Raw genomic sequence first — 16,016 nt, 5'->3', positions numbered from 1 at the left:
TGGGAATTGTGCCTTAAATCATTATCTTAAAAATAGAAGAATAGTAAGACGTAAGACAGCACTTTTCCAGGAAAACTCTTCCTTAGGGTGAATGGTGCAACTCAAAGGTCAATATATCGCATGATAGTAGCCGTTGTTCCTTGTAACTTTGACAGGAAGCCCGAAAAGAAGCGACAGATTCTCTTCGCTAAGGATTTCCTCTTTCTCCCCGTCTGCAAAGACCTTTCCATCCTTCAGGAGTACCACCCGGTTCATTTCGGGAATTATATCTCCGAGATCGTGGGTCACAAGAACGATGCTCTTACCATGGGAGGCTACCCTGCGGGTCAGTTCCCTGAACAGGTGATGGCTTTTCATATCCAGGCTATTTGCAGGCTCATCCAGCACAAGGATATGCGGGTCATGGACGAGCGCCCGGCCTATAAGTATTCTCCGTGCTTCCCCGGTGGACATCTCTGATATGAGCTTGTCTGAAAGGTGAGATATTTCCAGGAACTTCATTACCTCGTAAACCGTGTGTACCATTTCCGGCTTCACTTTATGGTTGGAGTAAATGCCGATACTGCTGAAGAAACCCGAGAGGACGACATCAAAGCCCTTGATATCCCTTGTGTAATCAAACTGAAGATCTCCTGACACTATTCCCAGAAGGCTCCTGAGATCGAACAGGTTCCAGGTTTCTTTCCCCATTATCCTGAAAACCATGTTCCTGTTGTCCGCACGCGGACGGTAATCCCCGGTGATCACCTTGACCAGGGAGGATTTTCCGGAGCCATTAGGTCCTATTATGGCAACGTTCTCTCCCTTGCATATCTGCAGGCTGATGGAATCCAGTATCTTACGGCCATTTCTGGATACTGTCACATTCCTCATTTCAATAAGTGGTATTTTCAGGTCTGCTGCTATTTTTGTTGAAGGCATCTTCAGTCACACGGTTCTTTGGGGATAGAATTTGTTTTCCTGTTAACCTGATCCACACTAATAAAGTTTTGCAGGAAAGCATACCTGGTTATTTCAGGCTGTCTGCTGGGCTTCCACGAATCCTACCGTTACACGAACCTCCCTGCCGGTGGCAGTGGTCAGGTGTTCATCTACACGGCTGGCTATGTCAGGAGGGATGACCTGTCCGGCCTGGTAACCCATGATAACAGTTACTATGGGTGGATTGTCAAGCAGGATGTCGGCAGGTCTGTAGTCAACATTGATATTTGAGAGAATAACTCCCTGCTCAGCATAGCCGGATTCCTCATACATGAGCTGTATTTCCTGCTTTGCCTGTTGTTCAAAGAGATTGGACTGGTAGGTGGAATAGGTGACCAGCCCAAGGACAATACAGAGGACAGCAATGGCGGCAACAAGGGTGACTGTGCGGACTATCACGGCTGAACGTGCACGTCCGACAGCAGTCACTTCCATCGGTCTGTAGCCTGAGATCCAGAAAAGGACCAGTGCAGACACATTAATGGCAAGAAGGTTCACAAGAACCAGCACGGTTGCAGCGATAGCAACCCCGGGGAGACCCCATGCAATGCCAAGTCCTGCAGTTGCCGCAGGTGGTATAAGAGCCACGGCAATGGCAACTCCTACCAGAGCAGATCCGGCATTACGCATGATACTGATAGCTCCGGCAAGCCCGGAACCAAGGGCAAGGAAGAGGGACAGGAAATTCGGGCTTGTGCGCTCGGCGATCTGGGGCACTTCACGGATATCAAGTCCGGGAGCTACAAGTATCGTATTCTGGATGATTATTCCGATAATAGCAGCAACTGCGATCGCTGCAAGAAGGCCTGTAACCTGCAACATTATACCTCGTGATGCAAGTTTTCGATTATCCAGGACAGTTCCTACGCTGGCAGAGACAGCCGGTCCCATAAGAGGAGCAACGACCATAGCTCCGATAATGGTTGCAGCCGAGTCGAGCAGCAGCCCTCCGGTGGCAATAATAGTGCTAAGGATAAGGAATGCAAAAAAAGTTGAGGTTGCAGGCGCCAGCTCTTCCGCACGTGCTATGAGTTCCTCCCTGGCTATGCGTTTACCTGAATAACGCTTTTCCAGTGCTTCGATGCGTGTGGAAACAACCATCTCGGGAGAATACACAATGGTATATGTGTCTCTGCTCACTCCTGCCTTGCGAAGCTTATCGAGCACAGGTTCAACGCCGATCGGTGGTATCGGGAACTGCACAAGGGCTTCGAAGTCTCTCCTCCCGGTCTCTTCCCATACGGCATAATCGATATTTTCATCATCCAGCAAAGCCAGTACAGGCTCACGTTTTCCATTAGGGATAAGTACCTGGACTATTCGCATATTTATACTGTGTTTGTGAAAGATAAATCCTTATATGAAATATTGTTAAGTAATATAGATACTCTACTTTAAGCTTTTTTTGTTGATGAAATCAGAGGTATTGTAAAAGCAAAGGTGCTCCCTTCTCCTACCTTGCTCTCAACACTGATATCTCCGCCATGCAGCTCCACAAGTTTCTTTACAATGGATAGTCCAAGTCCGCTACCATTATACTGGCGTGAGAGCTGGCTGTCGATTTGTTTGAATGGCAAAAAAAGCCGGTCTAAATCCTCTTCAGATATGCCGATGCCGGTATCTCTTACGGATATCTTTATTCTGTTGTGGTTTACTGATGCCAGGAGGTTTACCTTCCCATGTTCCGGTGTGAATTTTATAGCATTACTGAGAAGATTGTATATTATCTGCTTAATCTTGATCTTATCTGCAACGAGTTCAATGTTTTCTAATTTCTGGATTTGCAACTTGATATTCTTCTTCCTGGCCAGATGACCTGCCAGTTTTTCAGCGTCCTCAAACACTTCGTCCATGGTGAAATGTTCGGGCTCCAGCTCCATTTTACCGCTCTCGATCTTGGCAATATCAAGTATATTATTAATGAGTGTGAGCAGGTACTTTCCGCTTGTTGAGATATACTGAGTATACTTTCTTTGAATATCGCTTAAGGGACCTGCGTAACCTTCTGAAAGCATGTCTGAAAAGCCGATTATGGAGTTAAGGGGGGTGCGCAACTCATGGCTCATGCTCGCAAGGAATTCGCTCTTGCTACGGTTCGCAGACTCAGCTTCTATCTTTGCCAGGAGCATGATATCTTCTGCCTTTTTGCGTTCGGTAATATCTCTTACAACTGCCTGGGCAATGTCCTCGTATCCTTCAAGCACTGATGCGCTGATCTCTACATCCAGAATATTGCCTTTTGAGGTAAGGTACCTTGTTTCTCCATGCACGGATCCTTGCTTTTTAAAAGTCTCCAATACCTGTGATCCATTTTCCCTTTCATCCGGGACCATCAGGTCGATGACTGACATCCTCTTCAGTTGTTCGGGGGTATATCCCATCATCTTGCATGCTCTGCTATTGACATCGATGATCCGCCCATCCAGCCTGTTTATGAAGATTGCATCATTTGATTGTTCTATAAGGGACCTGTATTTTCTCTCACTTTTGCTGAGTTCTTCTTCTGCGACCTTTTGCTTTGTTATGTTGCGGGTAGTGCCAAACAACTGTATATGCCCGTCCTCCAGAATACAGGCAGTTGCTGTGGAGTTCATCCAGAAGATGTTACCATCGATTCCGATGAGCCGGTAATCCAGATTCTCTGTGGTTCCTGTGTCGATGGAATCAGAATTCAGGAGACTTAAAAGTATGTTTCTGTCCTCAGGGTGTATTGACGAGAAATACTTGTACCAGTTAGTTCCTATAGAGTCTCCGGGAAGCCCGAGTATCTTATCGGCAGGCGCAGAAACATAAGGATTAATGAAATTTCCTTCCCTGTCAACATCTGTCTTCCAGATGATAGTGTCAATGGAGTTGATGACCTTTCTGTAATCTTCCTCTTTACTTAACAGCCGGCTTTCCGTAGATTTGCGTTCAAGAAGGCTTGTGATCATCTCTCCGATAAGTTTCAATAAGTAAAACTCGGATTCATCCCATTCTTTTTTCTTGTTTACTGAGCCTATTCCTATAAACCCTTTAAATATACTTTTATAGAATAGAGGTACCATCACAACTGATACTATTCCCAGCTTTTCAAGTTCTTCTTTTATCAACTTGCCTTCATCAGGAAATTGCTTGACATCGGGAACACTGACAATCAACTGTTTATTAAATTGCTCTGATATCCATGCGTTCTTTTTTATCGTCCCTTTTGTTCCCGCGTAAGAATGGATACCTTCAGCACGCCATTCATAGGACTTTGTCATATAGTCCCGGTCCTTGTTATCTGAATACAGGATAGCACGTTGTGCACCGAGAAACCTGGCCATATCTTCAAGGGAATTGTTGATCTCGGGATCAATGTCACTCAAAGTGCTGTTTATGAACCTGCCGGAGATATGCGAAATAAGCTTTTCTTTCCGGACCTTTTTTTCAAGAGCTCCTTCTGTTTCTCTTGTTTTGGTTGCATCTTCCACTATACTGTAGCAGCCAATGATATTTCCGGTAGCGTCAAAATAGGGGACTGCCTTAAAACGAAGGACCAGGCATTTCCCCCATCTTGAACAATATGATGTCTCTATTGAGGCAACTATTCCTTTTTCTAAAACTTCTTTAATGGTTGCTGATATGCCAGATTCGGCAAGTGATGGGAATGTCAGCATATTGATGCGTTTTGTGGCTTCTGCGGAAGGGGAACCTAATAAGGTCAGAAGGGCTTTGTTCACATCGATGATATTCCCTTCTATATCGCATGAAACTATGCCGACAGGTAATTCGTCCAGAAAGCTTCGATATTTATCATCTTCTGCAGAATGGTGCAACAGCAGTCTCTCGATTTCGTGGGATGTCATAATCCGGTTTACATAATCTGTGTTTTATGGTGGGACATTAAGCAAGAATTATATCTTCTATATGCAATATCTTTGTATTGCAACATATTTATAATTTAACATTTAATACTCTTTTGTTATTTTGGGATACTACATTTATGAATCTCGGAAAGATTATCGATCTAAGGACGGTGAACTCATGGAACAAGAAAAAAGCATAATTGGCGTCATGCCATATTTGAGAAAAAGTAAAATGCTGGGACTACTATCTCACTCTTTCACATTGGTAGCGACCCGTGACGAGAGCATATTTGCGAAAGTCACAAATGATATGTTGAAGCAGGCTGTTATGGATGCCAGGGATAAGGCAAAGGCTGAAGGCAAGGGTTTTTTCGGACAATGGGGCTCCCAGATGGGTGCATCCTTTAACTATGCTGAAAAATATCTGGACATGTCCCCTGATCTGATACGCTCAGAGAATACTGAAAATTTCAGTATCCCTAATGCTGGCATTGTCTCGGTCAAAGCCCGGGAAAAGAACAAATATGATGATGAAAGGACTTCCGCTTTATGGGAGATCACCATCAATTCAGGTGCTGGCAAACTTAAGTTCAAATCCGGTTATGATCCCCGCAAAGGACTGAAGGAAATATATGGTGGGAAAGTGCAGTAATATTTGTTGATATGGGGGGCTTATAAGTGCTTACGCATCACAATTCCCTCATTTACCTTGTCGAAGAAGCCGGGAATTCTGCACATTTCCTCAAAACCATTCTTCTCATAAATCTTCCTCGCAGCATCCCAGCTTGCAGAAACAAGCAGAATCATACTTGAAATTACATATTTTTCAATCATACGGCAGGATAGTTCTGTGAATAGCAGATTTCCGTAACCTTTTCCGCGATACTTTTCCAGGATGCCTATGGAGGAGATGTAAAGTTCTGATCCGGTGGTTGTATGGGTCTCACTTATCCTGTGGTTCAATGTGAAACTGGTAGCAGTGATGTTCTCTGCGTAGTCCCATATTTCCGAGGAAATGTATCCGCAAATATCTTCGCAGATCTCCATGACAAGGAACCCTTCCCGGAAAGCAGATATCCTGTCCAGGAATACGTCCCTGCTTTCACGGATATGTTCCTGGAAAGATTCATGCTCTATGTGCATTATCTTTTCTATGTCTCCTGGCTCAGCATTCCGGATGGATATCTTTTCCATAGGACTACCTGACAGGGAAGTAGAATATAAATCCACTCATAAGGTAATAGTTTTGCATGTTTGGATTTGCTTGCCTCAAAGGTTCATAAAATATGATTGACAGCAAACATTTTATATATCATAGTGTTCATTATTAGGTATCAGTTCGATTGCTCAACGATTTAGTAAAGAATTATCCATCATTGTGTGCTTCTTTTAGTGAATTGATTGGACAGTAAAGAGTAAACCGTATAGAAAAGCAGATCTGGCTAAAATCAGATCTAATTTGTCATGCGAAATTTCTCGATCCTGGTGACCATCAGGACGAACTAGAACAATATAAAGGAAATCAAATATGAGATTCGATAACAGAAGCGGAGACAGCAGAGGCGGCAGCGGTGGTTTCAGATCAACAGGTCCAAGAGAGATGCACAAGGCAACTTGCTCGGACTGTAAACAGGAAACTGAAGTACCCTTTGTTCCTGCTGCAGACAGGCCTGTATATTGCAGGGACTGCTACCAGAAGCACAGACCAGCCAGATATTAGAGTTATATTCATATAATCATCTAATTTATTTTACCTGCTGGGCAGATATTGAAAGCAGAGTCTATGATTCATGGCATTCTATCTGCCTGACGGATTTTTTCAAGTATCTTCTTTTATGGTACCATCTATTAACTGACATGGTTAAGGGAATCAAGGGAACGTGGAATGAAAATTGAAAATGTATTATGTCCGGTATGCGGGACCCAGATCCTTGCGACAATACCTTCAGGACAGCGCATCATCTGTGTTTCAATGGATTCTCAGATCCCGGCTGACTTTGGAGCGGCCTATAAGTCTGCTTCCAGATGCACCAGCTGCAAAAAAAGTTTTGTTTGCTATACCACAAATGGATGATTACGCATAAGGCAATTGCATGTAAGTAGTGCACGATGCAAGTTGATGAGTCATGCTGTTATCATGACAAGTATTACTTCGTGCATTTCTCAGTGTATTTCCTTTACTCTTCCTATGCTTCCGTTTTCCAGTTCGACCTTTATCCCATGTGGATGGGTCGATGAATTTGTCAAGATCCTCTTTACAATACCTCGGGTTATTTTCCCGCTTCTCTGATCCTGCTTGAGAACTATTCCCACACTGGATCCGATCTTGATATTGTTCCTGGTAGTACCGCTGTTCATAGTACAATGTAATCACATGACTATTATATAAGCATTCATTCATTCCCTATCGGGCTGGACGTTTCCCATTCGACTTCGATGAAATGCTTGAAAATATGGACCTGCTCTTTCCCGTTGTACCAGGTGGCGGCTATGTTCAGGGGAATGCTCTCATCCTTTATGGTGATTATAAGAATCTCCGTGTCATCGACAACAAGTATCCCTCCTTTCAAAGGGTGCGATTTCTCTGGTTCATATACTCTTACCTCCGCACCGGGGAACTCTTTTTCAATATCGCCTATCCAACTTCTATTTCGTGAGGTTAACTTTACCTTCACTCAAAGGGTCTGATGAAAAGAGAACTATGAGAAGAATTGGAATAATGGTCTCTTTTTTTACAGAGGGAGTTATAGTTGGGATGAATGGATTTGTCCCGGGAAGATTTCTATTTGAGTATATAGTTCAGATCGTAGGATATGCTTGGGTAGGCAAATATCGTTGACCTGAGTTGTGTTGCAGTCAGGTCATATTTCATGGCAAGTGCAAAGAGATTGATCACTTCCTCAGCATTGAGTCCCAGTATGTGGGCTCCGAGTATCCTGTCAGTTTGCTCATCAATGATAACTTTTGATGCTGAATATCTGATGTTCGTCCGCTTTGCAGAGTACCATTGGCTCATATCATGGAAAAGCACTTTGTGACCAGGCGATGATGTGCTCTCTGAGACTCCAACCATTGCAAGGGGTGGAATAGTGAATACTGTTGAGGGTATGACGCTGTAGTCGGCACCGGACTTGTTACCTTCGATAATATTGCTTGCGGCTATATCTGCCTGCATGCTTACGACAGGAGTGAGTTTGGGTCCCGGGAGTATGCAGTCGCCGGCAGCGTATACTTTAGGATTGGAAACACTCTGGAGGTATTCGTTCAGTACAATATTTCCCTTTTCCAATGCAACATTGCCTTTTTCAAGCTGCAGCTCTTCTATGGCAGGAGCTCTTCCAAGGCCGTGCACGATCATGTCTGCATAAAATGTCTCCTCTTTTCCGTCCTTCCGGCAACAAGTTGTCACTATTGATTCGTTTATCTTCTCTATCTTCCTGACCTCATGTCCTGTAATCACACGAATACCTGCATCTTCCGATGCTTTAACAAGAAAATCCACCAGGTCCGGATCAAACTCTTTTAAAACCCTGTCCCCTCTTTGCAGTATTGTCACTTCAGAGCCTGCCCGTGCTGCAACATGGGCGAACTCGAAGGAAATATAACCTCCGCCTGCAAAGATGATCCTTTCCGGGATATTTTCCATTTCCATAAATTGCTCGCTGGTGACAAAATACTCTTTGCCGGGTATGTCAGGCATGCGAGGTTTTGATCCGGTTGCGATTGCGATGTAATTTGTTCTGATCCTCTGGTCCCCGATTATCAGGGTGGACTCGCTTGCAAAGCGTACGATTCCATGATACGTATCTATGCCTGCACCTTTGAAGCCGCCTTCCCTTTGCTGAGGATGGGGGACGGTAAAAGTTCTTTTAAAATCTATGAGTGCCGGCCAATCGAGAAACGTTGTCTCTTTCCCGCTGCCTTTTTCACGCATCCTGTTGTGAGCATCAATGATATTAGCCGCCCCTGTGAGCACCTTTTTTGGAATACATCCTCTCAGGGCACAGGTCCCTCCATATTCTCGGCAGTCGGCTATTGCCACTTTCATTCCGGAAGCTTTCAGCTTATATGCAAAAGTGGTCCCCGCAGCTCCGGTCCCAATCACAAAAGCGTCATAGTTCTCGTCCATTATCCTCTTAGATGGTCTTTCTTACAACTATTTATGTTTATGCGCAGGAGGATGCTTAATATTTTTGAGGACTTCATAAGGAGTGTTGTCTATCTAATGCAGATTCCGGAGGGATCGTTGATAGCATTGGGTTTATATATCATGGTGCTCTTGATAGAGCTAGTTCGATTGGTCAAGGATTTAATAAAGAATTATTCATCACTGTATGCTTCTTTTAATAATTGCTCGGACAATTAGAGTTAGTCGTATCAGAATGAGGTACCTGATTGATCTCAGGTAGAACTAATCATGCGAATATTCTCGATCTCGGCTTCTGCTGAGCGAACTAATAAAATCAAGGAGAAATAAAATAATGGGATACGATAACAGAGGCGGAAATAGCAGAGGCGGAAGCAGCAGAGGCGGAAGCGGTGGCAGCGGTGGCAGCGGTGGATTCAGGCCAAGCGGCCCAAGAGAAATGCACAAGGCAGTCTGTGCAGACTGCAAACAGGAAACTGAAGTGCCTTTCGTGCCATCCGGTGACAGGCCTGTATACTGCAGGGACTGCTACCAGAAGCACAGACCAGCAAGATATTAAGTTATTAATATAACAAATATACGCAAGAAGGTAGGTGCGGTAAGATCAACTCCGGTTGATTCGTATCTGCCTGATGGCTTTTTTTAATTGGAGCTTTCTTAAATGGCTTTTTTCAATTTCGATGCATAAGCACACTGATCTTAGGTCATGGACAGTAATATCGCATAATTTTACTCTAAACTGTCAAGGATCTTTCTGATCTTAGGTTCGATTCCAGGTACTTCTATAGTAGCTGCTTTCCAGAGAATTTCCATGTCTACACCAAAATAGGCATGTATCAGTTTATCGCGCATTCCTGTAATATTTCTCCATGGGATGGACAGGTGTTTGTTCTTTACGGGGTCCGGAATGTTTTTTGCGGCTTCTCCTATGACTTCGATTGCCCTGATAACTGCAAACTGTGTTTTTTCATCTTCTACAAACTGATCATAAGTTAAATCACTGGTAAAGTCATCCACTTTCTTTATGGCATACAGGATGTCCTGCAAATAATCAGTGGCTTTTCGCTCATTTTTCATACAGGTATTGCCTCATTCAGTATGTTTTTCCCTATATTTGGCTTTAAAGCTCTTTTGAGCACCAGATCTACTTTTATCCCCAGAGTATCAGAAAGACAGTTTTCAAGTTCAATGAATTCAAGCAGGCCCGGAGCTTCACTGAATTCCACCAATATATCTAGATCGCTGGTTGTTGTTTGCTCTCCTCTTATATAAGAGCCGAAAACAGCAAGAGAACTGACATTAAATATCTTTTCAAGTTCCGGCTTCATATCATGAAGCTGCCGAATATAGTTCTCAATTGTATTGTTGGATTGTGAGGTCATAAGCGTCAATTTAGTTGTTTTTCATGATATTAATTGGTATCGAAGATATTTAAAAAATAAACTTTGTTTAATTCCTGGAATATTTCTTTCGTATTAGAAACAGAAAAATTTTTCTACCTCCATGTGATGCTTCTTATAAGAGGTAGATTAGTGATTCCATACGAAGACACTTTTTTCCAAGGCTGAAACAGTAACCAAGAAGTTGCCCGTCATTAAATCTCATTTTCCTGATTTTTCAACGGTTTCTGATTATGCTGAAAAGCCTGTAATAAATCGTCTTTTATCATAAATGACTGAGTTAATGTATCTTGTTGAAAATAAAAGTTGAAAGCCCCGGGCGGGCTTGCTGCACCCAGTACGATGCCTACACGTTCACTGCATTGCATTATGAGACAAGTTATATATCAAATTTTCTAACTACAACTTGCATAAGCAAGGACTATTTGGACAACTTATATCTTTTGTATCTTCGGTCATTGGGTGATAACATAGCAGTATTGTTCAGGTGGTAGGAATGGGCTCACCGCTATAATTCCGTACTCTTTCACCGTGCTACATTAAGACCTAATAGCACATATATTTTATCAAGGATGAATAAGTTGTGTCTTCGCAGCATTTGTATTATATGGCCTTTAAACTGATTTAATTATTTCTTAAGTCAACTATCGCTATCCATATCATCACTATAACAATAGGTGAACTTGACTCTTCACTTTTATAAATTACCGGATCTTGGCAGCATTAACTTCTACCGGGAGATATATGCGCATTACGAGCATCCATCTAGCAAGTTCCATGTTGTGTTGCATATTGTAATACAACTAATTCAAAACTATATTAATATTATTCATCAGACACTATGTAATAAATCATATATACGACTGTATCATTTATATATGTCATGTCCAAAAAACGGGAAATACCCTGGTTGAGCATAACTCAATTTCATAAAGAGATTGTTCAAATGAGCCAGGACGATTTCTTTTCTCTTACAGTAGATCCTCAAAATAATCTAAATTCTTATCGTTGGACACTCCTGGAGAAGTTTGCGATTAAAGATATGGCAGGTCCCTGGAAAATTTCGTGCGATTCCATTACCAGTGAGCCATTATTAGAAGCTCTAGTAAATAGGAGTGCTATTGAGGGATATCTTGGTGGTCCTTGCTGGATCGATTCAAGAATAGAAAATAATTCGATCTCGGACTGTTTAAACCCTCTTTTTTACAGAAGTGTAAAGCTTGAAGTAGATAACGGAACTATCAATATAATACCTACTGAAGGAAACTGGGATTTATCCCCACATGTCTACAAAATTTTGGATAAAAATGAGATTGAACCAGAAACGCCAATTGAAGACATTACTCGTGAGACTATTGAAAAGGCGCATGTCCAATCAGATAAAAACAAGCAAGAGCTTTCAAAGCACCTTTATAAAGAGTTATTTAATCTTGTGCCTGAGCTTGAAAAGTTATTAAACTCAAAACATACTAAAAATGCAAGACTGAAAATCCCAAACTATTCATGGACATTCTTCCTTCCTCCAAAATCAAGTTCTCTATATACTCATCATATTCTCCAGGACTATTCTGAACTTGAAAAGCAATTAAAAGGAAATCCTTCTGAAATAGGCGGCCTAAAATTACTTGAAGAATGGCCCTCCTCTCAAAAACTGGAAAGCACAGAGCTATTACCAATAGTTCCTCTTAATGATTCACAAAGAATGGCAGTTTCCGAAATTCTCAAATCAAAATCTGTTACGGTTATAAGTGGACCCCCAGGATGCGGAAAAAGCCAAGTTGTAGTATCTCTTCTACTAAATGCCTGGGCAAACAATATTAGTGTGCTGTTTTCAAGCACAACAAACGCCGCAGTGGATGTAGTATTTGATAGGCTCTCAAATTTTGACTGTGAATACCCTATTGCAATACGTGCAGGAAGCAGATACAAAAGTAATATAGAAGAGTCACTCAGAAAGATCCTCAATAACGTATCCGCAAATACTAAACGGTGTGAATCGAAGCAAACTGAAAAAAGAATGGATGAACTTGTTTCAAAGAAAAACGAAATGCAAGCTTTTCTGGATGGAAAAACACCACAGGAAGTAACAGAGGCAATAAGATCAGCATTAACATCACACGCGCACTTTCTTGGAAAGAAAAGAGAGATAGATCTTGAAAGAGAAAGATTTTCCAGCCAGATTAATTCAATAGGTTATAATCTACCTCCTGAATCCTTTACTGAAACGGTTGTAGATCCCCTTTTAAAGTGGATGGAAGGAATACAAAAATGTGAGTATCAGATTGAACTTGATTCACAACAAAGGATAGAAATCGGGAATAAGTTGGATTCAACTATAAAAGAGAGGAATACAGCATTACAAAAAATGGGTTTAAACCCCAATGATTATAACAATTTTAGTTGGATTCTTACAGAACATGGTCCTAAAAAGTTTGAAAGCTGGCTTAAGGCATACCATTCTATACTTAATCAAGTTCTTCAGGAATACCTTAGTCCAGTGGAGATGAAAGAGGAGTTCCTCCAATGGCATGGAGAAAAAGACGCTGTTGAATGGGCAGTCAAAGCAGACAAGTTACTGCAAGAGAGTCAAATGGCTTTTTCTAGATTTTCAAATCAGCACAGAATCATAAACGAAATCAAAAATAGATATGATGATAAAAGGAAAGAGCTTGTACAAGCGGGTTTGTCAGAAAACGCAAACTATGATCTGGAAAAAATAACAAAATGGAAAACGGAGTACGCTTATCTTTCTTCAATTCCAGGCGGCATAATTAGCACATTAAAGAGGAAAAAGGCCAATAGTCGACTGAGAAAAATCGAGGTTGAGATTCGCAACTATTATCCAGTTAATATTTGGACTCAGTTTAGTGAAAACGAACAAAAGGGACGTAAGTCATTAAATGAAGCAATAGATAAAAGTCTCCTTTGGATCGAGATTCAAAAAGAATGGAGCGCTCACAAGCTTACCTGGAATGAAATTGAAAGTGATTTTATATCTCTTCAAAGTAAAGCTTTAGATCTGGGTTTATCTCAGGAACTGAATATTACAGATATCAGCTCACTGTCAATGCTCATCAAGGAAATAGAATCTAAGAAAAAAATATCTTTGCAGGCCGCAGAAGCTTGGAAAACAAAACAAAAAGCCGATCTACTTCTTTTAAACCTCACTGCGGGATCCCAGGAATTCCAGAGGTTATTGTTTAGTAACCCTTTGCTTGATTCCTGGATGAATTCAAATGATATGAACTTTGCAAAAACAGTATTGTCCTTACTTCCTTCTCCTACACAAGAAAATGTAACAATCGCTCAACGTACGTTAAACACTACAAGATTCGATAACTTCATATCAATATGGACAGATGCAATCGAAACTGAGAGTAAATATCAAAACTATATTAGAATAATTGAACAGATACCCTCTGATAAAGTTAGAATTTTTGCATGGTGGCATGAAAAACCGCCATCTTTAGCTCTAAAAAAACTTGATACCACCGTGCTTCCCAAGCAAGATGATATCTTATGGAACCATTTAAGCGAGTGCAATAAAATAGCCTCAGAATGGAAGGAATGCTACGAGACAACTCTTGCTGTTAAGATCAAAGAGATGAGAGATGTCTATGAGTGGGCAATCAAATACCTAACAGTAGCTATGAACAAGGTTCCTGAACCGATGGGCAAAGAAAAAATAAAATCTGTTATTTTACCACTGATTAAAGATTCAGTCGTTTATTGGCCAGTAGATGATTTGAATGATCTCTTTGTTGATTTTGACCCAGAGCGCATAAAAGGAGAAATCAGAAAACTTGACTCCGAGCTAGAGATTTTGTCTTTTACTCATGCAAAAGCAGGGTGGGAAGATAGGATCAAAGAGGAAAGAGCTATTTTGGATAGTGTTGATGATCTTTATAATCACTACAGAAGAACACGTGAGAAGGTTAAGGATTTTCCAGCCGATAAGTATCAAAAAGCACTTATTGCGGTACCTGTTTGGACTACAACAGCCCTTTCTCCGCAGTCAATACCAATGGTGCCAGAAATATTTGATATACTTGTAATTGATGAAGCATCTCAGTGCACACTTACCAATATTCTGCCACTTATTTACCGTGCTAAGAGAATAGTTATAATTGGAGATCCGGATCAATTACCTGCAATACCTGAAATTAATCCCCAAAAAGAGATGGCTCTTGCTTTTAAGCATGGAGTTTCCAAGTGGCTAGAGTTACTTGGCCATAGCAAAACAAATGTATTCCAAATAGGATTGCGCTGTCTCCCACATGGCAGAGCTGACATAATCTTACTTGTCGAGCATTATAGAAGCCATCCCCTAATAATTGGTTTTTCAAACCATTATATCTACCAAAAGCGTTTGAAACTCAAAAAGCAATTACCGCAGGAAAATGCAGCCTCAGTTAGATCCGGTATCTTTGGCAGAAATATTTCAGGAATGTGTCTTAGAGGTAATGCCGGAAAGAGCTGGATCAATCCTGAAGAGATAAAAGCTGTATGTGAATTGATACAAGATCTTAGAAATAATGAGGGTCTAGGACATCTAAGTATTGGAGTTGTTTCTCCTTTTGCTTCACAGGTTGCAGGAATTGAAAAAAGACTTAACGAGCTAAATCTGAACAGTGAAATAACAGTTGGAACTGCACATAAGTTTCAAGGTGATGAAAGGGACATAATTATTTTCAGCTCGGTCATATCCAATGGAATCGAAAAGGGAGCCACAAATTTTGCAAACTCTCCCAATCTTGTCAATGTAGCCTTAACAAGGGCGCGTGAAGCTCTATTCGTTGTAGGAAATTTTAAATATTGCAAAAGTACTGGCGGTATACTATGCAATCTTGTCGATTATATCGATAAAGTCAAGCTATTGCGAGATACAAGCCGAGAAGAACTAGAACTTTTCAGCTGGCTGATAATAGAAGGTTTAATTCCACAAGTACATGTGATGATTGGCGGTATTGAAGTTGATTTTTTGCTTATCAATGACCAGCTCGGCGTAAAACTGGTAATTGAAGTCGATGGAAAGCAACACTACTTTGTTAGGGTCAATGGAGAAAAATATACGGTTAAATTTGACGTAAACCGCAGATATATACAGATCAATAATGAAATAGTCTATATTCAATGCATTGGTGATCAAGAATTTGTAGAAATCCAAGGTAAGTCGTATCCAGTGATTCAGACAATGGAGTCAATCAAAGAAGATGATATTCGTGATGAGTACCTTAAAGGGCAAGGTTTTAGAGTACTAAGAGTACCAGCAAAAGCAGTCAGGGAAACACCAACAAATGTGATTACAAGGATAAAGGAACATTTGGAGATGCGATGAATGTTTATTTTCGCCAGTCTCATCCTACTCTTATTCTCATTAGGCTGTGTAGCTGACACAAATACTGATCTTTCTTCTAATATCATCCTACAGGACAATCACCGAGGACCCAACCATCCAGTTCACCGAATACACCTTTTACAGGATTATCCTCACAGATAAATCGGATTTATACGGCCAGTTCGGCGTGTCCATGCATGATTTGGAATACAATCTTACAGAAGAGCAGACTGTGGCAGTATCAGACCATTATCCGGTTTTTGCAGAGTTTAAATTGGATGGTGATGTAAAATGATATTTCTACAGAGCAAAAATCGAAA

General features: G+C 41.3%; 14 protein-coding genes. 5 read left to right on the top strand and 9 right to left on the bottom strand.

The window, feature by feature from the left end; translation table 11 throughout:
- Positions 1–108 precede the first annotated feature (108 nt).
- The 3 genes from Q8J68_RS00670 to Q8J68_RS00660 form a co-directional block, all read right to left on the bottom strand.
- Entirely contained in the window at positions 109–921 is an 813-nt protein-coding gene (locus tag Q8J68_RS00670) for an ABC transporter ATP-binding protein (protein ID WP_305309648.1), read from the bottom strand.
- Positions 922–1,014: 93 nt separating this feature from the next.
- Positions 1,015–2,307, bottom strand: a complete 1,293-nt coding sequence (locus Q8J68_RS00665) for a TIGR00341 family protein (protein WP_305309647.1) — start codon at positions 2,305–2,307, stop codon at positions 1,015–1,017.
- 68 nt (positions 2,308–2,375) lie between these two features.
- Positions 2,376–4,811: a PAS domain S-box protein gene (locus Q8J68_RS00660; RefSeq protein WP_305309646.1), complete on the bottom strand. Its 2,436-nt coding sequence runs from the start codon at positions 4,809–4,811 to the stop codon at positions 2,376–2,378.
- Between the two features lie 178 nt (positions 4,812–4,989).
- Between Q8J68_RS00660 and Q8J68_RS00655 the strand changes: the two genes are divergently transcribed.
- Positions 4,990–5,463, top strand: a complete 474-nt coding sequence (locus Q8J68_RS00655) for a hypothetical protein (RefSeq protein ID WP_305309645.1) — start codon at positions 4,990–4,992, stop codon at positions 5,461–5,463.
- 20 nt (positions 5,464–5,483) lie between these two features.
- On the opposite strand, the gene Q8J68_RS00650 is transcribed toward Q8J68_RS00655, so the two are convergent.
- Positions 5,484–6,005: a GNAT family N-acetyltransferase gene (locus tag Q8J68_RS00650; protein ID WP_305309644.1), complete on the bottom strand. Its 522-nt coding sequence runs from the start codon at positions 6,003–6,005 to the stop codon at positions 5,484–5,486.
- A gap of 334 nt (positions 6,006–6,339) precedes the next feature.
- On the opposite strand from Q8J68_RS00650, the gene Q8J68_RS00645 reads away from it, so the two are divergent.
- Both Q8J68_RS00645 and Q8J68_RS00640 read left to right on the top strand, forming a co-directional pair.
- Positions 6,340–6,531 carry a CxxC-x17-CxxC domain-containing protein gene (locus Q8J68_RS00645; protein ID WP_015054169.1) on the top strand — a complete coding sequence of 64 codons (192 nt, stop codon included), beginning with the start codon at positions 6,340–6,342 and terminating at the stop codon, positions 6,529–6,531.
- A gap of 165 nt (positions 6,532–6,696) precedes the next feature.
- Positions 6,697–6,885, top strand: a complete 189-nt coding sequence (locus Q8J68_RS00640) for a hypothetical protein (RefSeq protein ID WP_305309643.1) — start codon at positions 6,697–6,699, stop codon at positions 6,883–6,885.
- Positions 6,886–6,974: 89 nt separating this feature from the next.
- On the opposite strand, the gene Q8J68_RS00635 is transcribed toward Q8J68_RS00640, so the two are convergent.
- The 3 genes from Q8J68_RS00635 to Q8J68_RS00625 form a co-directional block, all read right to left on the bottom strand.
- Positions 6,975–7,169, bottom strand: coding sequence for a YwbE family protein (locus Q8J68_RS00635; protein ID WP_305309642.1), 195 nt, complete (start codon positions 7,167–7,169; stop codon positions 6,975–6,977).
- 35 nt (positions 7,170–7,204) lie between these two features.
- Positions 7,205–7,486 (bottom strand): hypothetical protein, encoded by a 282-nt coding sequence (locus Q8J68_RS00630; protein WP_305309641.1) that lies wholly within the window; start codon positions 7,484–7,486, stop codon positions 7,205–7,207.
- Between the two features lie 107 nt (positions 7,487–7,593).
- Complete coding sequence (locus Q8J68_RS00625; RefSeq protein WP_305309640.1) at positions 7,594–8,940, bottom strand: NAD(P)/FAD-dependent oxidoreductase; 1,347 nt, start codon at positions 8,938–8,940, stop codon at positions 7,594–7,596.
- A 352-nt stretch (positions 8,941–9,292) separates the two neighbouring features.
- Here Q8J68_RS00625 and Q8J68_RS00620 point away from each other — a divergent pair, with 352 nt between their 5' ends.
- The gene (locus Q8J68_RS00620; protein ID WP_305309639.1) at positions 9,293–9,517 is read left to right on the top strand and encodes a CxxC-x17-CxxC domain-containing protein; all 225 of its coding nucleotides are present in this window, start codon (positions 9,293–9,295) and stop codon (positions 9,515–9,517) included.
- 170 nt (positions 9,518–9,687) lie between these two features.
- Here Q8J68_RS00620 and Q8J68_RS00615 read toward each other — a convergent pair whose 3' ends face one another.
- Positions 9,688–10,035, bottom strand: coding sequence for a DUF86 domain-containing protein (locus Q8J68_RS00615; RefSeq protein WP_305309638.1), 348 nt, complete (start codon positions 10,033–10,035; stop codon positions 9,688–9,690).
- Positions 10,032–10,340, bottom strand: a complete 309-nt coding sequence (locus Q8J68_RS00610; RefSeq protein WP_305309637.1) for a nucleotidyltransferase family protein — start codon at positions 10,338–10,340, stop codon at positions 10,032–10,034. The genes Q8J68_RS00615 and Q8J68_RS00610 overlap by 4 nt, the downstream gene beginning before the upstream one ends.
- A gap of 901 nt (positions 10,341–11,241) precedes the next feature.
- Here Q8J68_RS00610 and Q8J68_RS00605 point away from each other — a divergent pair.
- Entirely contained in the window at positions 11,242–15,696 is a 4,455-nt protein-coding gene (locus Q8J68_RS00605; RefSeq protein ID WP_305309636.1) for an AAA domain-containing protein, read from the top strand.
- Positions 15,697–16,016: the final 320 nt, after the last annotated feature.

It is taken from the genome of Methanolobus sp. (genome assembly GCF_030682845.1).
In the GTDB taxonomy this organism is placed as follows: Archaea; Halobacteriota; Methanosarcinia; order Methanosarcinales; family Methanosarcinaceae; genus Methanolobus.
This window is presented reverse-complemented; position numbering and strand designations above follow the sequence as displayed.

Excerpts from the sequence above, each read along its gene's own strand:
- Q8J68_RS00670 (WP_305309648.1), bottom strand. The coding sequence starts at position 921 with ATGCCTTCAACAAAAATAGCAGCAGACCTGAAAATACCACTTATTGAA.
- Q8J68_RS00665 (WP_305309647.1), bottom strand. The coding sequence starts at position 2,307 with ATGCGAATAGTCCAGGTACTTATCCCTAATGGAAAACGTGAGCCTGTA.
- Q8J68_RS00660 (WP_305309646.1), bottom strand. The coding sequence starts at position 4,811 with ATGACATCCCACGAAATCGAGAGACTGCTGTTGCACCATTCTGCAGAA.
- Q8J68_RS00655 (WP_305309645.1), top strand. The coding sequence starts at position 4,990 with ATGGAACAAGAAAAAAGCATAATTGGCGTCATGCCATATTTGAGAAAA.
- Q8J68_RS00650 (WP_305309644.1), bottom strand. The coding sequence starts at position 6,005 with ATGGAAAAGATATCCATCCGGAATGCTGAGCCAGGAGACATAGAAAAG.
- Q8J68_RS00645 (WP_015054169.1), top strand. The coding sequence starts at position 6,340 with ATGAGATTCGATAACAGAAGCGGAGACAGCAGAGGCGGCAGCGGTGGT.
- Q8J68_RS00640 (WP_305309643.1), top strand. The coding sequence starts at position 6,697 with ATGAAAATTGAAAATGTATTATGTCCGGTATGCGGGACCCAGATCCTT.
- Q8J68_RS00635 (WP_305309642.1), bottom strand. The coding sequence starts at position 7,169 with ATGAACAGCGGTACTACCAGGAACAATATCAAGATCGGATCCAGTGTG.
- Q8J68_RS00625 (WP_305309640.1), bottom strand. The coding sequence starts at position 8,940 with ATGGACGAGAACTATGACGCTTTTGTGATTGGGACCGGAGCTGCGGGG.
- Q8J68_RS00620 (WP_305309639.1), top strand. The coding sequence starts at position 9,293 with ATGGGATACGATAACAGAGGCGGAAATAGCAGAGGCGGAAGCAGCAGA.
- Q8J68_RS00615 (WP_305309638.1), bottom strand. The coding sequence starts at position 10,035 with ATGAAAAATGAGCGAAAAGCCACTGATTATTTGCAGGACATCCTGTAT.
- Q8J68_RS00610 (WP_305309637.1), bottom strand. The coding sequence starts at position 10,340 with ATGACCTCACAATCCAACAATACAATTGAGAACTATATTCGGCAGCTT.
- Q8J68_RS00605 (WP_305309636.1), top strand. The coding sequence starts at position 11,242 with ATGTCCAAAAAACGGGAAATACCCTGGTTGAGCATAACTCAATTTCAT.